Source organism: Lentzea aerocolonigenes (genome assembly GCF_000974445.1).
GTDB lineage: Bacteria > Actinomycetota > Actinomycetes > Mycobacteriales > Pseudonocardiaceae > Lentzea > Lentzea aerocolonigenes.
In genome coordinates this window covers 1-17,421 of sequence record NZ_BBOJ01000020.1, presented here as the reverse complement: position 1 = coordinate 17,421, position 17,421 = coordinate 1, and the positions used below count along the sequence as shown (strand labels likewise).

The following is a 17,421-nucleotide window of genomic DNA, read 5'->3' as shown; positions in this document are numbered from 1 at the left end:
CTGAAATCCGGTGCCCAGAAGGAGAATCTCCTCGGTTGCACCGTCGTGGTTGTCCTCATCGCCGCCTCCTGCCGCCTCTACCTCACCTCGACTGCACTGCTGGTCACAGGGCCCAAAGTCACAAACCGGGCAGGAACTTGTTCGGCCGGACGGGCTCACTCCTGAAGACCACTGCGCGAGGCCACTCGAACGGCTCAGCGGGACCGATCATCACCCGAACGCCAACGCGCCGCTCGGCCACTCTGTGTACGCCGGTAGCCTCTTGCCCGTGCCTGCCAAGCTCGAGGGCAAGGTCGCGACCGCCCCGCCCCGCCCCAACGCCATCCGCCCTGCTTCCGTGGCTGCTCTCGCCGCGGTTGCCGACGTGCACCTGACCAGGCCAGCACATGCCGACGTCCAGGTGACGGGGGTGACGCTGCGTGCTCAGCACGTGGTCCCCGGCGACCTGTACGCCGCGCTGCCCGGTGCGCGCGTGCACGGTGCCGACTTCGCCGAGACGGCGATCGCGAACGGTGCCGTCGCCGTGCTCACGGACGAGGCCGGTGCCGCGCGCGAGGCACTCAAGGACGTGCCCGTGCTGATCCACCCACGTCCGCGTGAGGTCGTGGGACTGCTCGCCGCGCACGTCTACGGCCGGCCGTCGACCAAGATCAGGTTGTGGGGGGTCACCGGCACGTCCGGCAAGACCACCACCACGTACATGATCGAGTCGGTGCTCAAGGCGGCCGGGAGGAAGACGGGCCTGATCGGCACGGTCGGCACGCGCATCGGTGACGAGCAGCTCGACAGCTCGCACACCACGCCGGAAGCTCCTGACCTGCAGGCGTTGTTCGCCGTCATGGCCGAGCGCGGCATCACCGACGTCGCGATGGAGGTGTCGAGCCACGCGCTGGAACTGGGCCGCGTCGCCGCCACCGAGTTCGAGATCGGCGCGTTCACGAACCTCAGCCAGGACCACCTCGACTTCCACGCCTCGATGGAGGAGTACTTCGAGGTCAAGGCGCAGCTGTTCGACGGCCGCGCGCGCAAGGAAGTCGTCTGCGTCGACGGCGAGTGGGGTCCCCGGCTCGTCAAGGACGGCACGATCACCGTCTCCACCACCGGGCCCGCCACCTGGACCGCGAGCGGCGTCGAGGTGAGCCCGACCGGTGAGCAGACGTTCACCGCGCACGGGCCCGGCGTCGACGTCGAGATCCACCTGCCGCTCGCGGGCAGCTTCAACGTCGCGAACGCCCTGCTGGCCATCGCCTGCCTGCACGCGGAAGGCATCGGCGCCGAGGCGATCGCGGAGGGCCTGCGCACGGTCCAGGTCCCCGGCCGCATGCAGCGCGTCGACGAGGGCCAGGACTTCACCGCCGTCGTCGACTACTCGCACAAGCCCGCCGCCGTCGCGCTCGCGCTGGACGCCGTGCGCGCCAAGACCGACGGCCGGGTGATCATCGTGCTCGGCTGCGGTGGTGACCGCGACCGGGCCAAGCGCCCGCTGATGGGCGAGGCCGCCGCGCAACGAGCCGACGTGTTGATCATCACCGATGACAACCCGAGGAGCGAAGACGCGTCTTCTATTCGGGCCGCCATGCTCGAAGGAGCCCTCGCCACCGAGAACCGCGGCGAGGTGCTGGAGATCGGCGACCGGAAGCTCGCGATCGAAAAGGCCGTCGAGCTGGCACATCCGGGCGATGTCGTCGTGGTGGCGGGCAAGGGACACGAGACGGGACAGGAGATCGCCGGCGTGATCCACCCGTTCTCGGACGTCGAGACGCTGACCGCCGCGATCAGAAAGGCGCACCGTTGATCGCACTCACGCTCGCCGAGATCGCTGAGATCGTCGGCGGACGGTTGCACGCAACCGATGGCAGCCCGGTGATCACCGGCTCCATCGAGTTCGACACCCGCGAGGTCACCGAGGGCGGACTCTTCCTGGCGCTGCCGGGTGAACGCGTGGACGGCCACGACTTCGCCGCCCAGGCCGTCGCCAGTGGTGCCGCCGGCGTGCTGGCCGGCCGCGAGGTCGACGCTCCCGCGGTGATCGCACCGCCGGTGGAGACCAAGCACGCCAACGCTTACGTGCTCGCGGGCGACAAGAACGGCGAGGGCGCCGCGGTGCTGGCCGCGCTGGCCAAGCTCGCCCGGTACGTCACCGACCAGCTCAAGGACCTCACGATCGTCGGCATCACCGGCTCGGCGGGCAAGACGTCCACGAAGGACCTCATCGCCCAGGTGCTGAGCCCCACCGGCGAGACCATCGCGCCACCCGGTTCGTTCAACAACGAGCTCGGGCACCCGTGGACCGCGCTCAGGGCCACTGAGGCCACGAAGTTCCTCGTGCTGGAGCTGTCCGCGCGCGGGATCGGCCACATCGCGAACCTGTGCGAGATCGCCCCGCCGCGTTTCGGCGCGGTGCTGAACGTCGGCAGCGCGCACCTGAGCGAGTTCGGTTCCCGGGAAGGCATCGCGCAGGGCAAGGGCGAGCTGATCGAGTCGCTGCCCGAGGACGGCGTCGCGATCCTCAACGCCGACGACCCGCTGGTCGCGGGCATGGCGAGCCGCACGAAGGCCAAGGTGGTCCTGGTCGGGGAGAACCCGAAGGTGGACGTCCGGGCCGAGAACATCGAGCTGGACGAGCAGGCCCGCGCTTCGTTCACCCTGAAGACCGCCAAGGGAGACGCGCAGGTCAAGCTCGCGCTGAACGGCCCGCACCAGGTGGGCAACGCGCTGGTCGCCGCCGCGATCGCACTCGAGCTGGGTGCCACGCCGGAGGAAGTGGCGCAACGGCTCGGCGCGGCGGAACGGGTGTCCGCGCACCGCATGGTCATCACGGACCGGGCCGACGGCGTGACCGTGATCGACGACGCGTACAACGCGAACCCCGACTCGGTGCGGGCGGCGTTGAAGGCGCTCGCGACGATCTCGCGCGCCACCACGCCTGCCCGCCGCAGCTGGGCCGTCCTCGGCCCGATGGCGGAACTGGGCGACGACGCGGTGCGCGAGCACGACGAGATCGGCCGGCTCGCGGTGCGTCTGGACATCAGCAAGCTCGTCGTCATCGGTGACGCGGCCCGCGCGATGCACCAGGGTGCGCACCTGGAAGGATCTTGGGGAGAGGAATCCGTCCTGGTGCCGGACGCGGACGCGGCGATCGCGTTGCTGCGCGCGGAAATCCGGCCCGGTGACGTCGTGCTGGTCAAGGCATCCAACGCCTACCGCCTGTGGCGCATCGCCGAGGCCCTGCTGGAGGCAGGAACCAAGTGAAGAGCATCCTGATCGCGGCAGCGATCGCACTGGCAGTGTCGATCCTGCTGACGCCCTACCTGATCAAGATCTTCTCCCGTCAGGGCTTCGGCCAGGAGATCCGCGAGGACGGTCCACAGCACCACAAGACCAAGCGCGGCACGCCGACCATGGGTGGCCTCGCCATCCTGATCGCGATGTGGGCCGGTTACCTCGGCACGCACCTGGTGAACTCGATGTCGGCCTCGGCGTCCGAGCAGACCCCGTCGGCGTCCGGCCTGCTCGTGCTGATGCTGACCACGTCGCTGGGGCTCGTCGGCTTCCTCGACGACTTCATCAAGATCCGCAAGGCTCGCAACCTGGGCCTGAACAAGACCGCGAAGCTGGTCGGCCAGTTCATCGCGACGATCACGTTCGCGATCCTCGTGCTGCAGTTCCCGAACAAGGACGGCCTGACGCCCGCGTCGGTCAACCTGTCGTTCGTCCGCGACATCACCGTGGTCTCGTTCGGCGTCGTCGGGTTCATCGTCTTCTGTTACGGCATGGTCGCCGCCTGGTCGAACGCCGTGAACCTGACCGACGGCCTCGACGGCCTGGCCGGTGGCTCGTCGGCGATGGTGCTGGGCACCTACGTGGTGATCTCGTTCTGGCAGTTCCGCTACAACTGCTCCACCTTCGCCGTCGCCGGCTGCTACGACGTGCGCGACCCGCTGGACCTGGCGGTGGTCGCCTCCGCCGCGATGGCCGGCTGCATCGGCTTCCTCTGGTGGAACGCCGCCCCCGCCAAGATCTTCATGGGTGACACCGGCTCGCTCGCGTTGGGTGGCCTCGTCGCCGGTCTCGCGATCGCGACCCGCACCGAGCTGCTGATGATCGTCATCGGTGGTCTGTTCGTGGTCGAGGCCCTGTCGGTGGCGTTGCAGGTCGCGGTCTTCCGCACCTCACGACGGCGCCTGTTCCGCATGGCACCGTTCCACCACCACTTCGAGCTGGCCGGCTGGGCGGAGACCACGGTCATCATCCGGTTCTGGCTGATGGCGGGCATCTGCTGCATGTTCGGGCTCGGCGTGTTCTACAGCGAGTGGCTGACGGGCGGGTTCTGATGACGAAGCTGGCCGGTTCACGGGTACTGGTCGCCGGTGCTGGTGTGACCGGCCGGTCCGCCGCGGAGGCGTTGCTCGCGGCGGGCGCCGAGGTCGTGGTGACGGACTCGTCGCAGGAACGGCTGATGGCGCTGGAGACGTTGCTCGAAGGCGTGGAGCTGGTGCCCGGCCTGACGGAACCTCCAGCCGGAACCTCGCTGGTCGTCACGTCGCCGGGTTGGCAGCCGTCGAGCCCGCTGCTCGCGGCCGCCGCGTCGGCGGGCATCGAGGTGATCGGTGAGGTGGAGCTGGCGTGGCGGATGGCCGCCGAGCTGGCCGACCCGCCGGTGTGGCTCGCGGTGACCGGCACGAACGGCAAGACCACGACGGTCGGCATGCTGGAGTCGATCCTGCACGCGGCCGGTGCGGACGCCGTGGCCTGCGGAAACGTCGGCCTGCCCGTGGTGGACGCGTTGCTGGCGGGCCGCAGGGTGCTCGCCGTGGAGCTGTCGAGCTTCCAGCTGCACTGGGCGCCGTCGGTGCGCCCACAGGCCGGCGCGCTGCTCAACCTCGCGGAGGACCACCTCGACTGGCACGGCGGCATGCAGGCCTACGCGCAGGCGAAGGCCCAGGTCCTCACCGGTGACGTGGCGATCGGCTGGCTCGACGACGACCTCGTCGTGGACCTGCTGGAGGACGCTCCCGCCCGCGACCGCGTCGGCTTCACCCTGGACGAGCCGGAACCGGGCCAGCTCGGCGTCCGCGACGGCTGGCTGGTCGACCGCGCGTTCGCGGACGACGAGCCGTTGATCGAGGTCTCGAAGATCCGCCCCGCGGGCCCTCCCGGTATCGCCGACGCTCTGGCCGCCACGGCTCTGGCGCGTGCCTACGGTGTGCCGTCCGAGGCCGTGCGGGAGGGCCTGGAGGCGTTCGAACCCGCTGCTCACCGCGCCGTGCTCGTGACGGTCGACGCAACTGATATCCAATACATCAACGACTCGAAGGCGACGAATCCGCATGCCGCGGTGGCGTCGCTGCGGGCGTTCGACAACGTCGTGTGGATCGCGGGCGGCCTGCTCAAGGGCGCCTCGGTCGACGAAATGGTGCGTGCGGAATCCCACCGGCTGCGCGGGGCGGTGCTGATCGGTGCCGACCGCGCGGTGATCGCCGAAGCTCTTGCCCGGCACGCGCCGGACGTGCCGGTGCGGGTGCTCGACGTCGCCGACGAGGACGAGCCGATGGTCGCGGTCGTGCGGGCGGCGCAGGAGTTCGCGCAGCCGGGCGACACCGTGTTGCTGGCGCCCGCGGCGGCGTCGATGGACATGTTCACCGACTACGCACACCGCGGGCAGTCGTTCACGGAGGCCGTGAAGCGCCTGACAGGTGGCCGGTAGCCTTCGAAACAGGCGACACGCCCCAGGAATCCCCGTTCGAGCGCTTGACACAGGAGACGATGATCTGGTGACCGTCGTCGCCGACAAGCCGAAGAGCAAGCGCAAGGTTCGTCCCGCGGGCCGCGTCGCGTCGTTGCGCGGCGGCATGACCGCGTGGCTGAGCCGGCCGCTCGCGGACTTCCACCTCCTGCTGGCGATCTTCGGCATGCTCACCGTGCTGGGTCTGGTGATGGTGCTTTCGGCGTCGGCGCCGGGGCAGGTCGCCTCGGGTGTGTCGGCGTACAGCGTGTTCCAGAAGCAGCTCATCTACGTCTGCATCGGCTCGGTGTTGTTCTGGCTGGTGCTGCGGTTCCCGTTGCGGCGGCTGCGGCACCTGTCGACGGCCGCGATGGGTATCGGCGTGCTGTTGCTGGCGCTGGTGCTGACCCCGCTGGGCGACGTGCGTGGTGGTGCCCGGTCGTGGTTCACCGTCGGGCCGATCTCGTTTCAGCCGATCGAGGCCGTCAAACTCGCGTTGGCGTTGTGGGGCGCGCACGTCCTCGTCACCAAACGGGCGTTGCTGTCGCAGTACCGGCACCTGCTGGTGCCCGTCGTGCCGGTGGCGATGCTGGTGTTCGCGCTGGTCATGTTGCAGCCCGACCTCGGTGGCACGATCACGCTCGGCGTGGTGCTGATCAGCCTGCTGTGGTTCGTGGGCGCGCCCATGCGGTTGTTCGGCGTGATCGCCGGTGGTGCGGTGGCGGGTGCGGTCGTGCTCGCGATCGGTGCCGCGTACCGGCTTCAGCGCGTCACGACGTTCCTCAACCCCGACGCCGACCCGCTGGGTGCCGGTCTGCAGGCCCGGCAGGCGATGTTCGCGCTCGCCGAGGGCGGCCTGTTCGGCAAGGGGCTCGCGCAGGGCAGCTCGCAGTGGCGATATCTGCCCAACGTCGAGTCGGACTTCATCTTCGCCGTCATCGGCGAGGAGCTCGGGTTCGTCGGGTGCGCGCTGGTGCTGGCGCTGTTCGGCGGGCTCGCGTGGGTCGGGCTGCGGGTGGCCGCGCGCAACACCGACCCGTGGATCCGGATCGTGTCCGCGACGCTGACGGTGTGGCTCGTCGCGCAGGCCGCGATCAACATCGGGTACGTCGTGCGGCTGCTGCCCGTCACCGGCATCACGCTGCCGATGATCTCCTCCGGTGGCACCTCCGTCGTCACGACGATGGTCGTGTTCGGCATCCTCGCGAACTGCGCGCGGCACGAGCCCGACGCCGTCGCGGCGCTGCGTTCGCTCGGTCCCGGACGTGTCGGCGGGCTGCTCAAGCTGCCCGCGCCCGAGGCGTACCGGCCGCCGCCCAAGCGCAAGCCGGTCCGCCCGTCCACGCCTCCGCGGGCACCGGGACGGCGCACGCAGCAACTTCCAGTGGTCGACGAACGTCGTATGGCTGGGCGATCAGCTCCGCCCTCGGAGTACCGTCGCCGCGAAACGCGGCGGGTGAACCAGGGCCGTTCAGAGCAAGGCCGGTCGACCCGTGGTCGCGGGCGATACAACTGATTTGATCTCTCGGAGGAAGTCTTGACCGGGCACCCTGCCCCCAGTGGTCCGTGCGTCGTGGTCGCCGGCGGTGGCACCGCCGGACACATCGAGCCGGCACTGGCGCTGGCCGACGCGGTCATGCGGCTGCGACCGGACGCGCGTGTCGTCGCGCTCGGCACCGAACGCGGCCTGGAGAGCAAGATCGTGCCGGCGCGCGGCTACCCGCTGGAGCTGATCCCGCCGGTGCCGATGCCGCGCAAGCCGACGCTCGACCTGCTCAAGCTGCCGTTGAACGTGCGCGGCGCGGTGAAGCAGACGCGTGAGGTCCTCGAACGCGTCGGCGCGGACGTCGTCGTCGGGTTCGGCGGCTACGTGGCGCTGCCCGCGTACCTCGCCGCACGTGGCCGCGTGCCGATCGTGGTGCACGAGGCGAACGCCAAGGCCGGTCTCGCGAACAAGGTCGGCGCGAAGTTCGCCGAGCACGTCGCCGCGGCCGTGCCGGACTCCGGCCTGTCGGACGCGCAGATCATCGGCATCCCGCTGCGCCACTCGATCACGACGCTGAACCGCGCCGCGTTGCGCGACGAGGCCCGCCGGTTCTTCGGCCTGGACCCGCACGCGCCGACGCTGCTGGTGTTCGGCGGCTCGCAGGGCGCGCGCTCGATCAACGAGGCCGTGGCGCCCGTCGCGGCCGAGTTCGCTCGTGCGGGCGTCGGCGTGCTGCACGCGCACGGCCCGAAGAACACCCTTGCGGTGCAACAGGTTCCGGGCGCGCCCGCCTACGTGCCGGTGCCGTACCTGGAGCGGATGGACCTCGCGTACGCCGCCGCGGACGCCGTGCTGTGCCGTTCCGGCGCGATGACCGTCGCCGAGGTGTCGGCGGTCGGTCTGCCCGCGATCTTCGTGCCGCTGCCTCACGGCAACGGTGAGCAGGCCCTCAACGCCGGCCCGGTCGTCTCCGCGGGCGGTGGCCTGCTGGTGCCGGACGAGGAGCTCACGCCGCAGAAGGTGGCGTCGCTGGTCGTGCCGCTGCTGGCCGACCGCGCCCGCCTCGCCGCGATGTCGCAGGCGACCCTGAGCACCGGCCGTCGCGAGGCCGACGAGGTCCTCGCCCGCACAGTCCTGGAGGTGATCAAGAAGTGAGCCTGGAGCGCGTTCACCTCGTGGGCATCGGTGGTGCCGGCATGAGCGGCATCGCCCGGATCTTGTTGGCGCGTGGTGCGCAGGTGTCCGGATCGGACGCGAAGGACTCGCGGACCGTGCTGGCCCTGCGTGCCCAGGGCGCGCGGATCGCCGTCGGTCACGACGCGTCGAACCTGGACCAGCTCGTCGGTGGTCCGACCGAGGTCGTGGTGTCGACCGCGATCAAGGAGTCGAACCCGGAGTACGCGGCGGCCCGCGAGCGCGGCGTGACGGTACTGCGGCGTGCCGAAGCGCTGGCCGCGTTGATGGAAGACCACCGTGTCGTGTGTGTTGCAGGTACGCACGGCAAGACGTCGACCACGTCGATGCTGACCGTTGCGTTGCAGCACTGCCGGTTGGACCCGTCGTTCGCGATCGGTGGTGACCTGAACGAGTCCGGCGCCAACGCCCACCAGGGCACCGGTGGCGTGTTCGTGGCGGAGGCGGACGAGTCCGACGGCTCGTTCCTGTTCTTCTCGCCGTCGGTCGCCGTCGTGACGAACGTCGAGGCGGACCACCTCGACCACCACGGCACCGTTGAGGCTTACACAGCTGTGTTCGACTCGTTCCTGGAACGGATCGCGCCCGGCGGTGTGCTGGTGTCCTGTGTGGACGACCCCGGTGCTGCCCGCCTGATCGCGGAGGCTCGCGCGCGCGGAATCCGTGTGCGCGAGTACGGCCGGACTGCGACCGACGCGCGCATTGTCGACTACAAGCCGTTCGAGTCCGGTGGCTTGGCTTCGGTCGAGATCGACGGTGTCGCTGTCGAGGTCCGCGTTGCGGTGCCGGGTGAGCACATGGCGTTGAACGCCGTGGCTGCTCTCTTGGCAGGCCTGGAGCTCGGCGCGGACCAGACCGGGATGCTCGAGGGTCTGGCGGCGTTCGGTGGCGTGCGGCGGCGGTTCGAGTTCAAGGGCCGTGCCGGTGGCGTGTCGGTGTACGACGACTACGCGCACCACCCGACCGAGGTCGACGCACAGCTGCGTGCCGCGCGTCCGGTCGCGGCCGCGGGTCGTGTCGTCGTGGTGTTCCAGCCGCACCTGTACTCACGCACCCGCACGTTCGCCACGGAGTTCGCCGCCGCGTTGTCGCTGGCGGACGAGGTCGTGGTGCTGGACGTGTACGGCGCCCGCGAGGAGCCGGAGCCGGGCGTGACCGGTGGGCTGATCGCCGACCAGGTGACGGCGTCCGTGCACTACGAGCCGTCGTTCGACCGGGTGCCGGCGCTGGTGGCGTCGCTGGTGAGGGAGGGCGACCTGGTCGTCACCATGGGCGCGGGCGACGTGACGATGCTCGGCCCCGAGATCGTCAGCGCGCTGTCGAGCGAAGAGCAGGCATGAGCGCCCCGGTTCGCGGCAGGTCCACGCGAGTACGCCCCGCCTCGAACCGGCGGCAGAAGAGCGCGGAGTACCGGGCGCGGCGCAGGGTGATCGTGCGCCGCCGCCTGGTCGCTCTGCTGACGTTGCTTTCCGTGGTGGGCCTGACCTACTGCGTGTTCTTCACGCCGTTGCTCGGCGTGCACCAGGTGGACGTGCGCGGCTCGGTGGTGCTGACCGACGACGAGGTCCGCACCGCCGCGGCGATCGAACCGGGCTCACCCCTGGTCCGGCTGGACCTCATCGGCATCCACGACCGGGTGGCCGCCCTGCCGCGCGTCGCCGCGGTGGAGGTGGAACGCCAGCTCCCCGGCACGGTCCGGCTGCTGATCACCGAACGCGTCCCCGTCGGCTCGGTGAAGCTGCCCGACGGCTTCCACCTGGTCGACGCGACCGGCAAGGACTACGCCGTCCTCCCGACGGCGGCACCCGGCGTGCCGGAACTGGTGCTCGCCGCGCCGTCGTCCGCGGACCCGGCCACTCGCGCCGTGGTCGGGGTCGTGAACGAGCTGCCGGAGAAGCTGCGGCCCGACGTGGTGCAGGTGTCGGCGACCTCCGGCGCGGACGTGAAGGTGACACTGACGGGGAACCGCGTGGTGAAGTGGGGCAGCGCCGACGAGACGCCGCGCAAGGCGGCCGTGCTCCTGGTGATGCTGACGCGGCCGGGGCTGGCGTTCGACGTGTCGGCGCCGGACCTGCCGACGGTGTCCTAGCCGAGCGTGAGGCGCCGTTCGCTGCTCGATGCGTCTCACACCGCGAAAGCGAAGAAGCAGCCTCGTACCGGCAGGGCACGGTCGTGCTGCCGTCGACGGACAACATGTCGGGGCGCCTCACCGCCCTGAAGCGAACCCGAATCCGGTACCGCCCGCCGCGAGATCCTTCGATCGAGGGCGAACTGGACGCGCCGACCACCCTGGAGTCGGCGCGTCGGCTCACGGCCGCGGTGCGGGCGGCCGGGACGGCGTCGGCAGCCTGCGGAGGCGGCGGGGGAACCGGGGAACCGGTTGGGAGCACACGGAATCTCTCCTGAGTTCGCGCGCTAGCCGTTCGGCCTCAGCCGTGCCGTCGCCACTCGCACGAACAGGCTGCCCAACCTGCTCGTCACGAGTTCCAACACGATCGCCTCGATGACGAGCGAACGCACGGATGCGGGTGCGGGTGCCAAGACGTGCCTCCTGGTGATGAACGACTAGCGTGTTCATCGGACTGCTCCGCACGGCATTAGCCGCATTGGTCGTTGTCACCCGAAGGAAGTACTCATGGCGGACCACGTCGTGGTGGTGGGCGCCGGTCTCGCCGGACTGTCGGCCGCGTTGCACCTGCAGGGCAGCGGGCGGCGGGTCACCGTGCTCGAAAAGGCCGACGTGCCAGGCGGTCGCGCCGGGACGGTTCAGGTCGGCGGGTTCGTCGCGGACAGCGGGCCCACGGTGCTCACGATGCCCGAGTACCTCGACGAGGCGTTCGGTGCGGTGGGGGAGCGGCTGGCTGACTGGCTGACGCTCGACCGGGTCGATCCGGCCTATCACGCGAGGTTCGCGGACGGGTCGCGGATCCACGTGCACACGGACGCCGGTGCGATGGAGGACGAGGTCCGCACCGTTTGCGGAGCAAGGGAAGCGGCCGGGTACCGGGAGCTGCGGCGGTGGCTGGGCGAGTTGTACGCGGTGCAGCGCGAGCACTTCATCGGGGCGAACTTCGACTCGCCGTTCAACCTGGTGAGGCCGGAGTTGCTGAGGCTCGCGCGGCTCGGCGGGTTCGGCCGGCTGGAGCCGCAGTTGCGGCGGTTCATCAAGGACGAGCGGTTGATCCGGCTGTTCTCGTTCCAGGCGTTGTACGCGGGTGTGCCCCCGCAGCACGCTCTCGCGGCGTACGCGGTCATCGCGTACATGGACACCATCGCCGGTGTGTATTACCCGCGCGGTGGAATGCATGCGGTGCCTCAAGCGTTGTCGAAGGCTGCTGAGAAGCACGGTGCGGAGTTCCGTTGGGGGACAACGGTCACACGGTTGGAGTGGAGCGGTGCGCGCGTCACGGCCGTGCACACCGCAGAGGAGCGCATCACGTGCGACGCGGTGGTACTGGCGTGTGAGTTGCCTGACGCGTACGGGTTGTTGGGGAAACGGCCGCAGAGAGTGCTCAAGCACCGTTGGTCGCCATCGGCCGTGGTGTTGCACGCCGCGACGGACCGCACGTGGGACTTGGGACACCACAACATCCTGTTCGGCAACGCCTGGAGCGCGACCTTCGACGAGATCGTCCACAAGGGACGGTTGATGTCGGATCCGTCACTGCTCGTCACGCAGGCGCAGGACGGGCTGCACTACGTGCTGGCGCCGTGTCCGAACCTGCGCACGAGCACGATCGACTGGCAGCGCGTCGGACCCCGATACCGCGACGAGCTCGTTGCCGCGCTGGAGAAGCGCGGTCTCGGCGGCTTCGGCGCGGCGATCCGGGACGAGCTCCTCGTCACGCCGCTGGACTGGGGAAACGCGGCGGGCACGCCGTTCGGGCTCGCGCACACGTTCGCGCAGACCGGGCCCTTCCGGCCGCGCAACGTCGTCAAGGGCGCGGAGAACGTGGCGTTGGCCGGAGCCGGCACCACGCCGGGAGTCGGTGTGCCGCCGGTGCTGATCTCTGGACGGCTCGCGGCCCAGCGGATAAATGCGGTGCGGTGACGAAGACGCTCATGCAGGCTGCGCCGCATGACACGTACTGCACCACCACTGGTCGCCGACGAGCGTGCGACCTACACGGCCCTGCTGGACTATCTGCGCGCCACGATCGAGATGAAAGTCGACGGTCTGCGCGATGACGACGCAACGCGCGCGGTGCTGCCGTCGAAGCTGACGACCGCGGCAGGCGTGGTGAAACACGTGCTGTGGATGGAGCACCATTGGTTCGAGGTGGTGCTTGCCGGACGTGAGTCGCGCGCGCCGTACACGATGGAAGATCCCGACGCGGACTGGCGCGTCGAAGAAGACGAGACGCTCGCGGGCCTGCTCGACGGTTACCGGCAGCAGTGCGAGATCAGCCGCCGGCTGCTGCCCGAGGACCTGGACCGGGTCGTGCCCTTCCGGGGCGACCGGACGGTCTCGGCCCGATGGGTGCTCGCGCACGTCATCGAGGAGACCGCCCGGCACGCCGGTCATCTGGACGTGGTCCGGGAACTGCTGGACGGGACCACCGGCGACTAGGCAGCCGTGACGTGCCAGATCTGCACGCTCATGAACGTCGGCGGGAACTCGGCGGCCGCCCACACGTTGTTGTCACCGGGTGTGAGCACGCGCTCGCCCGACCGGACGCGGAACGCGCCGGTGACGCTGCGGTCGAGCTTCCAGGTCTGGCCCGCGTCGAGGGCGTCGCACTCGGCCAGCGCGTCGACGACCACCTCGGCGCCGTCCTCCGCGTGCAGGCACTTGCCGTTCGCCAGGCTGCGCAGCGCGGTGCCGCCGTCGGCGAGCTCGATCCGCTGGAACTTCTGCGCGGCCACGTCGGCGCAGGGCGTCGGCTTGGGCACGGACCTGTCGTCGACGGTGAGGCAGCCGAAGCCGAGCGCGACCGCCTCGATCCGCACCACCTGTCCCGCGGTGTCGGCGGGCGGCGTCGTCGTGCCGACCTGCCGCACCCGCCAGCGCTGGCGGTCCGAGTCGGCGAACCGCGCCATCCACAGGGAGCTGTGCTGGTTCTCGACGTACTCGCTGCCGTACTTGATCCGCACCGTGCCGTCCGCGTCCGGGACCAGCTCCGCCTGCTGGTACACGGACCTGTCGTCGCACCAGAAGTTGTTGACGCTGGCACCGGCCTCCAGGCAGTCGCGCGACGTGGTGCTGCGCAAGATGACCTTTCCACCGTTCGCTGGGATCTGCTCCCAGCGCTGCGCGGGAGCCTCCGTGCAGCTCCTGAGCACCGGCCTCGGCCAGTCCGGTGCGGCTTCGACCTGAAGCTGCGCGCACGTGCCGTCGAACGCGCTCACGATCTCGACGACCGGATTCCCCTCCGCCGCACTCGCGGGTGCGACCGTCACCGTCCCCAGAGCGATCGCGGCCAGCGCGACGCTCAGCACCTTCGTCCTCATCAGGCCGCCACCAGTTCCCAGAGCTGCCAGGTGTTGGTCTCGCGCTGCCGCGGGTAGGCGAACACCCGGTCGGAGCTCGGCGTCAGGTAGTGGTCACCGGTGAACAGCCGGGCCGCGCCGGTCTTCGTCGGTTCGATCGTCCAGTGGTGCCGGGTGGTGTCGGCCGCGCAGTCGGCCAGCACCTCGATCCGCGTGGGCGACTGCTCGTTCTGGGCGATGCACTTGCCGTTGGCGAGGCTGCGCAGGGCCGTCGTGCCGTCAGCGAGCTCGATCCGCTGGAACTTCTGGTAGTCCGTCTTCCCGCACGGCAGTGACAGCGTCATGAGCCCGCCGTCGCTCGTGGTGTACATGCAGCCGTAGGTCGAGTCGACGGACTTGATCTGCACGATCTGGCCCTTGGTGTCGGCGGGCGGCGTCATCGTGCCGGTCACGCGCACCTGCCAGAGCTCCTCGGCGGGGTTGCTGCCGAAGGTCGGGAACCAGATCTCGCGCGAACCGTTGCCGAAGGTGAGTCCGGTCATGTACACCGCGCCGAACTTGACCCGCACGGCACCAGACGCGTCCGGCACCAGTTCGGCGAACATGTCGGCGCCCTCGTCGTCACACCAGTAGCTGCCGAACTTCGTGCTCACGCACTCGGTGGTCGCGAGGTTGCGCAGCAGGTGTCTGCCGCCGCCCACCGCGATCTGCTCCCAGCGCTGGTTGTTCGCACCGGTGCAGGCCCCGACGCCGGGACCGGCGTGCGGGTCCTGAGTGTCGGGCTGCAGGCAGTCACCGTGCGCGACGCTCCTGATCTCGATGATGTCGTTCCCGGTCGCGGCGCCCGCGGGCGCCACCGTCACTGCCCCCAGAGCGATCGCGGCCAGCGCGACGCTCAGCATCTTCATCCCCATCTACCGACAGTAGCCAGTGATCACCTGGAAAAGGGGTGGAACTGACGAAGGTGTGGGCGAGACGATCTCTGATTCGAGGTCCGACTACGCTTACGGTGCGCCGTGCTCAGCACCGTGCGGACTGCTTGACGGCACGACCGGGGAGTAGTAGCGCACAGTGTTGGGACTCTGCGGCGTGGCTGCTGGACCGACGCACCGCCGGTGCTTACCGTCCAGCAGGAACATATGGGGTTGACATAACTCTGGACCTCGAGGAGAGGTTGAGAGTTTCAATCCGGGTGCATCACCACCCAGCACCACAGCACGGACCACGATCAGGAAGGCGGATCCGATGACGCCCCCGCACAACTACCTCGCGGTGATCAAGGTCGTCGGCATCGGTGGTGGCGGCGTCAACGCCGTCAACCGCATGATCGAGGTCGGGCTCAAGGGCGTCGAGTTCATCGCGGTGAACACCGACGCACAGGCCTTGCTGATGTCTGATGCCGACGTCAAGCTCGACATCGGCAGGGAGCTCACCCGCGGCCTCGGTGCCGGCGCGAACCCCGAGGTCGGGCACAAGGCCGCCGAAGACCACCGCGAGGAGATCGAGGAGGTCCTCAAGGGGGCCGACATGGTCTTCGTGACCGCCGGCGAGGGCGGCGGCACGGGCACCGGCGGCGCGCCGGTGGTGGCCTCGATCGCCCGCAAGCTCGGCGCACTCACCATCGGCGTCGTGACGCGCCCGTTCTCGTTCGAGGGCAAGCGCCGCGCCAAGCAGGCCGAGGACGGCATCCAGGCCCTGCGCAACGAGTGCGACACGCTGATCGTCATCCCCAACGACCGACTGCTCCAGCTGGGTGACATCGGTGTCAGCCTGATGGACGCGTTCCGCTCGGCCGACGAGGTGCTCCTCTCCGGTGTCCAGGGCATCACCGACCTGATCACGACCCCCGGTCTGATCAACCTGGACTTCGCCGACGTCAAGTCGGTCATGTCCGGCGCGGGTTCGGCGTTGATGGGCATCGGCTCGGCCCGAGGCGAGGGCCGAGCGGTCCAGGCCGCGCAGAAGGCGATCAACTCGCCGCTGCTCGAGGCCTCGATGGAGGGCGCGCACGGCGTGCTGCTGTCGATCGCCGGTGGCTCCGACCTGGGCCTGTTCGAGATCAACGAGTCCGCGTCGCTGGTCCAGGAGGCCGCGCACCCGGACGCCAACATCATCTTCGGTACGGTCATCGACGACTCGCTGGGCGACGAGGTCCGCGTGACGGTGATCGCGGCCGGGTTCGACGGTGGCGGCCCGACCCACAAGAAGCTGGAGCCGACGGCGTTGTCGTCGCCGCCGCGGACGGCTTCCGGGCCGATCGCGTCCGCTTCCGCTGTGCCGGCCGCGCATGTTCCGCCGGCGGTTCAGGCGCCTCCGCCGGTCGTTCAGGCGCCGGTTTCGCAGCCGGTCTCCCAGCCTGTTTCGCAGACGCCGGTTCCGCCGGTTCCGCAGCCTGAGGTTCGGCAGGCTCCGCCGGCCACCACGGTGCCGCCGCAGCCTTCGCCGGGGAACGGGTACGTGCCGTCTGTGCCTCGGTCGTTGTCGCAGAACGGGTCGTTGCCTTCTCGGCCGGTGCCCGTTACGGACGACCCGGACGATGAGGTGGACGTGCCGCCGTTCATGCGGCGGTGAGGTTTGGGCCTTTCGTTAGGTCTCGATCTTGTCGGACCCCCTGAGTAGCGTTTGGGCTCAGGGGGTCCTGCTTTTGAGGGGACGCCTGCGGTCGCTTGCGGTTTTGGGGTGTCGCGCGGGGTTGCGTTGGTTGTCTCCCTGTTGCGTTGGCGGCAGCCGGTTTCGTGTTCGTGCGTGGTCGTTTTGCGATTTGACCTTGCGGGTGCGTGCGTGGGCTGAGGGCTCTGCCCTCAGACTCCCGACACTCCCAAAAGAGCCCTCCAGCGCCGTCTGCGGGTTGATGGCACGCCTGTTGCTCTTGGCGGCTTGCGGTTGCGTTGGTGGTTGCGTTTGCGGTGTGGCTCCCCCGTCTAGCGCTCCGCAGCGGGCCACACCCGAGGGGTCAGGTCAAGTCGACGAAAAAGCGTGTCGACTTGACCTGACCCCTCGGGCGCGGCAAGGGCAGAGGAGCGCTAGACGGGGGAGCCACACCGCCGGGTCGCGTTGGCAGGGCGGTTGGGTCGCCTCGGCTAATGAGTGCTGAGTCGGCCGTCTGGCAGGCTCGGCCTGTGGCCGCTGGTGGGTGAGCACTCTGTCTCGGATGGAGTTGTTGAGTTCTTGGCGAAGACCGTGCCCTCACCAGTTGCCGGGAGAACGTGATCGCTGCTGGGATGTCGTGCCTGCCGATGGTGGCGTGAGCACTGTTCATTAGCTTGCCGACAAGTTCTCCCTGGGCCGCTGGCGTCGAGTGGGCGAGTGGGAGTGCGGATGTTGTTGCTGGTCGGTGATGACTGGGCCGAGGATCACCACGATGTCGAGTTGATGGACGCCGACGGGCGCAGGCTGGTCAAGGCCCGGTTGCCCGAGGGTGTGGCCGGGATGGCGCGGCTGCACGCGTTGATCGCCGAGCACACCGGTCAGGCCGATCCTGAGGATGTCGAGGTCCGGGTCGGGATCGAGACCGATCGTGGTCCGTGGGTGCGGGCGCTGGTCGCGGCCGGATACACGGTGTTCGCGATCAATCCGATGTCGGTGG

15 protein-coding genes are annotated in these 17,421 nt (G+C 69.6%); 12 read left to right on the top strand and 3 right to left on the bottom strand.

The genetic code is table 11. The features are described 5' to 3' along the window. The first annotated feature begins 268 nt into the window (after window positions 1-268). The 8 genes from AOM45_RS34225 to AOM45_RS34190 all read left to right on the top strand — a co-directional run bounded on the left by AOM45_RS34225 (window position 269) and on the right by AOM45_RS34190 (window position 10,494). Window positions 269-1,795 (top strand): UDP-N-acetylmuramoyl-L-alanyl-D-glutamate--2,6-diaminopimelate ligase, encoded by a 1,527-nt coding sequence (locus AOM45_RS34225; protein ID WP_035912795.1) that lies wholly within the window; start codon window positions 269-271, stop codon window positions 1,793-1,795. Then, a complete protein-coding gene (locus tag AOM45_RS34220) occupies window positions 1,792-3,252 on the top strand; it encodes a UDP-N-acetylmuramoyl-tripeptide--D-alanyl-D-alanine ligase (RefSeq protein WP_030471840.1) in 1,461 nt (486 codons plus the stop codon). Before AOM45_RS34225 ends, AOM45_RS34220 begins: the two co-directional genes overlap by 4 nt. Continuing rightward, a complete protein-coding gene (mraY, locus tag AOM45_RS34215) occupies window positions 3,249-4,334 on the top strand; it encodes a phospho-N-acetylmuramoyl-pentapeptide-transferase (RefSeq protein ID WP_030471841.1) in 1,086 nt (361 codons plus the stop codon). The genes AOM45_RS34220 and mraY overlap by 4 nt, the downstream gene beginning before the upstream one ends. Then, window positions 4,334-5,707, top strand: coding sequence for a UDP-N-acetylmuramoyl-L-alanine--D-glutamate ligase (gene murD, locus AOM45_RS34210; protein WP_030471842.1), 1,374 nt, complete (start codon window positions 4,334-4,336; stop codon window positions 5,705-5,707). The genes mraY and murD overlap by 1 nt, the downstream gene beginning before the upstream one ends. A 67-nt stretch (window positions 5,708-5,774) precedes the next feature. Then, complete coding sequence (gene ftsW, locus AOM45_RS34205; protein ID WP_030471843.1) at window positions 5,775-7,241, top strand: putative lipid II flippase FtsW; 1,467 nt, start codon at window positions 5,775-5,777, stop codon at window positions 7,239-7,241. Between the two features lie 21 nt (window positions 7,242-7,262). Then, window positions 7,263-8,366, top strand: coding sequence for an undecaprenyldiphospho-muramoylpentapeptide beta-N-acetylglucosaminyltransferase (gene murG, locus AOM45_RS34200; protein WP_030471844.1), 1,104 nt, complete (start codon window positions 7,263-7,265; stop codon window positions 8,364-8,366). 41 nt (window positions 8,367-8,407) lie between these two features. Continuing rightward, window positions 8,408-9,745, top strand: a complete 1,338-nt coding sequence (murC, locus tag AOM45_RS34195; RefSeq protein ID WP_051784415.1) for a UDP-N-acetylmuramate--L-alanine ligase — start codon at window positions 8,408-8,410, stop codon at window positions 9,743-9,745. Continuing rightward, window positions 9,742-10,494 carry a cell division protein FtsQ/DivIB gene (locus tag AOM45_RS34190; RefSeq protein ID WP_051784406.1) on the top strand — a complete coding sequence of 251 codons (753 nt, stop codon included), beginning with the start codon at window positions 9,742-9,744 and terminating at the stop codon, window positions 10,492-10,494. The genes murC and AOM45_RS34190 overlap by 4 nt, the downstream gene beginning before the upstream one ends. 326 nt (window positions 10,495-10,820) lie before the next feature. Here AOM45_RS34190 and AOM45_RS53590 read toward each other — a convergent pair whose 3' ends face one another. Continuing rightward, entirely contained in the window at window positions 10,821-10,946 is a 126-nt protein-coding gene (locus AOM45_RS53590; protein WP_269083667.1) for a hypothetical protein, read from the bottom strand. Window positions 10,947-11,040: 94 nt separating this feature from the next. Between AOM45_RS53590 and crtI the strand changes: the two genes are divergently transcribed. Further along, window positions 11,041-12,456 carry a phytoene desaturase family protein gene (gene crtI, locus AOM45_RS34185; protein WP_035912797.1) on the top strand — a complete coding sequence of 472 codons (1,416 nt, stop codon included), beginning with the start codon at window positions 11,041-11,043 and terminating at the stop codon, window positions 12,454-12,456. Window positions 12,457-12,483: 27 nt separating this feature from the next. Continuing rightward, the gene (locus AOM45_RS34180; protein WP_030471848.1) at window positions 12,484-12,975 is read left to right on the top strand and encodes a DinB family protein; all 492 of its coding nucleotides are present in this window, start codon (window positions 12,484-12,486) and stop codon (window positions 12,973-12,975) included. Here the strand turns inward: AOM45_RS34180 and AOM45_RS34175 are convergent. Then, window positions 12,972-13,856: an RICIN domain-containing protein gene (locus AOM45_RS34175; protein WP_030471849.1), complete on the bottom strand. Its 885-nt coding sequence runs from the start codon at window positions 13,854-13,856 to the stop codon at window positions 12,972-12,974. The genes AOM45_RS34180 and AOM45_RS34175 overlap by 4 nt on opposite strands. Then, a complete protein-coding gene (locus tag AOM45_RS34170; RefSeq protein WP_081902580.1) occupies window positions 13,856-14,749 on the bottom strand; it encodes an RICIN domain-containing protein in 894 nt (297 codons plus the stop codon). The genes AOM45_RS34175 and AOM45_RS34170 overlap by 1 nt, the downstream gene beginning before the upstream one ends. A 331-nt stretch (window positions 14,750-15,080) precedes the next feature. On the opposite strand from AOM45_RS34170, the gene ftsZ reads away from it, so the two are divergent. Further along, window positions 15,081-16,406 carry a cell division protein FtsZ gene (gene ftsZ, locus AOM45_RS34165; RefSeq protein WP_030471851.1) on the top strand — a complete coding sequence of 442 codons (1,326 nt, stop codon included), beginning with the start codon at window positions 15,081-15,083 and terminating at the stop codon, window positions 16,404-16,406. Window positions 16,407-17,156: 750 nt separating this feature from the next. Continuing rightward, on the top strand, window positions 17,157-17,421 hold a 265-nt coding region (locus AOM45_RS34160), incomplete at its 3' end, for an IS110 family transposase (RefSeq protein ID WP_201780118.1).

What these genes read in the sequence shown, in the direction of transcription:
- murD (WP_030471842.1), top strand. Translation starts at nt 4,334, where the DNA reads ATGACGAAGCTGGCCGGTTCACGGGTACTGGTCGCCGGTGCTGGTGTG.
- crtI (WP_035912797.1), top strand. Translation starts at nt 11,041, where the DNA reads ATGGCGGACCACGTCGTGGTGGTGGGCGCCGGTCTCGCCGGACTGTCG.
- AOM45_RS34190 (WP_051784406.1), top strand. Translation starts at nt 9,742, where the DNA reads ATGAGCGCCCCGGTTCGCGGCAGGTCCACGCGAGTACGCCCCGCCTCG.
- AOM45_RS34175 (WP_030471849.1), bottom strand. Translation starts at nt 13,856, where the DNA reads ATGAGGACGAAGGTGCTGAGCGTCGCGCTGGCCGCGATCGCTCTGGGG.
- ftsZ (WP_030471851.1), top strand. Translation starts at nt 15,081, where the DNA reads ATGACGCCCCCGCACAACTACCTCGCGGTGATCAAGGTCGTCGGCATC.
- AOM45_RS34180 (WP_030471848.1), top strand. Translation starts at nt 12,484, where the DNA reads ATGACACGTACTGCACCACCACTGGTCGCCGACGAGCGTGCGACCTAC.
- murC (WP_051784415.1), top strand. Translation starts at nt 8,408, where the DNA reads ATGAGCGGCATCGCCCGGATCTTGTTGGCGCGTGGTGCGCAGGTGTCC.
- AOM45_RS34170 (WP_081902580.1), bottom strand. Translation starts at nt 14,749, where the DNA reads ATGGGGATGAAGATGCTGAGCGTCGCGCTGGCCGCGATCGCTCTGGGG.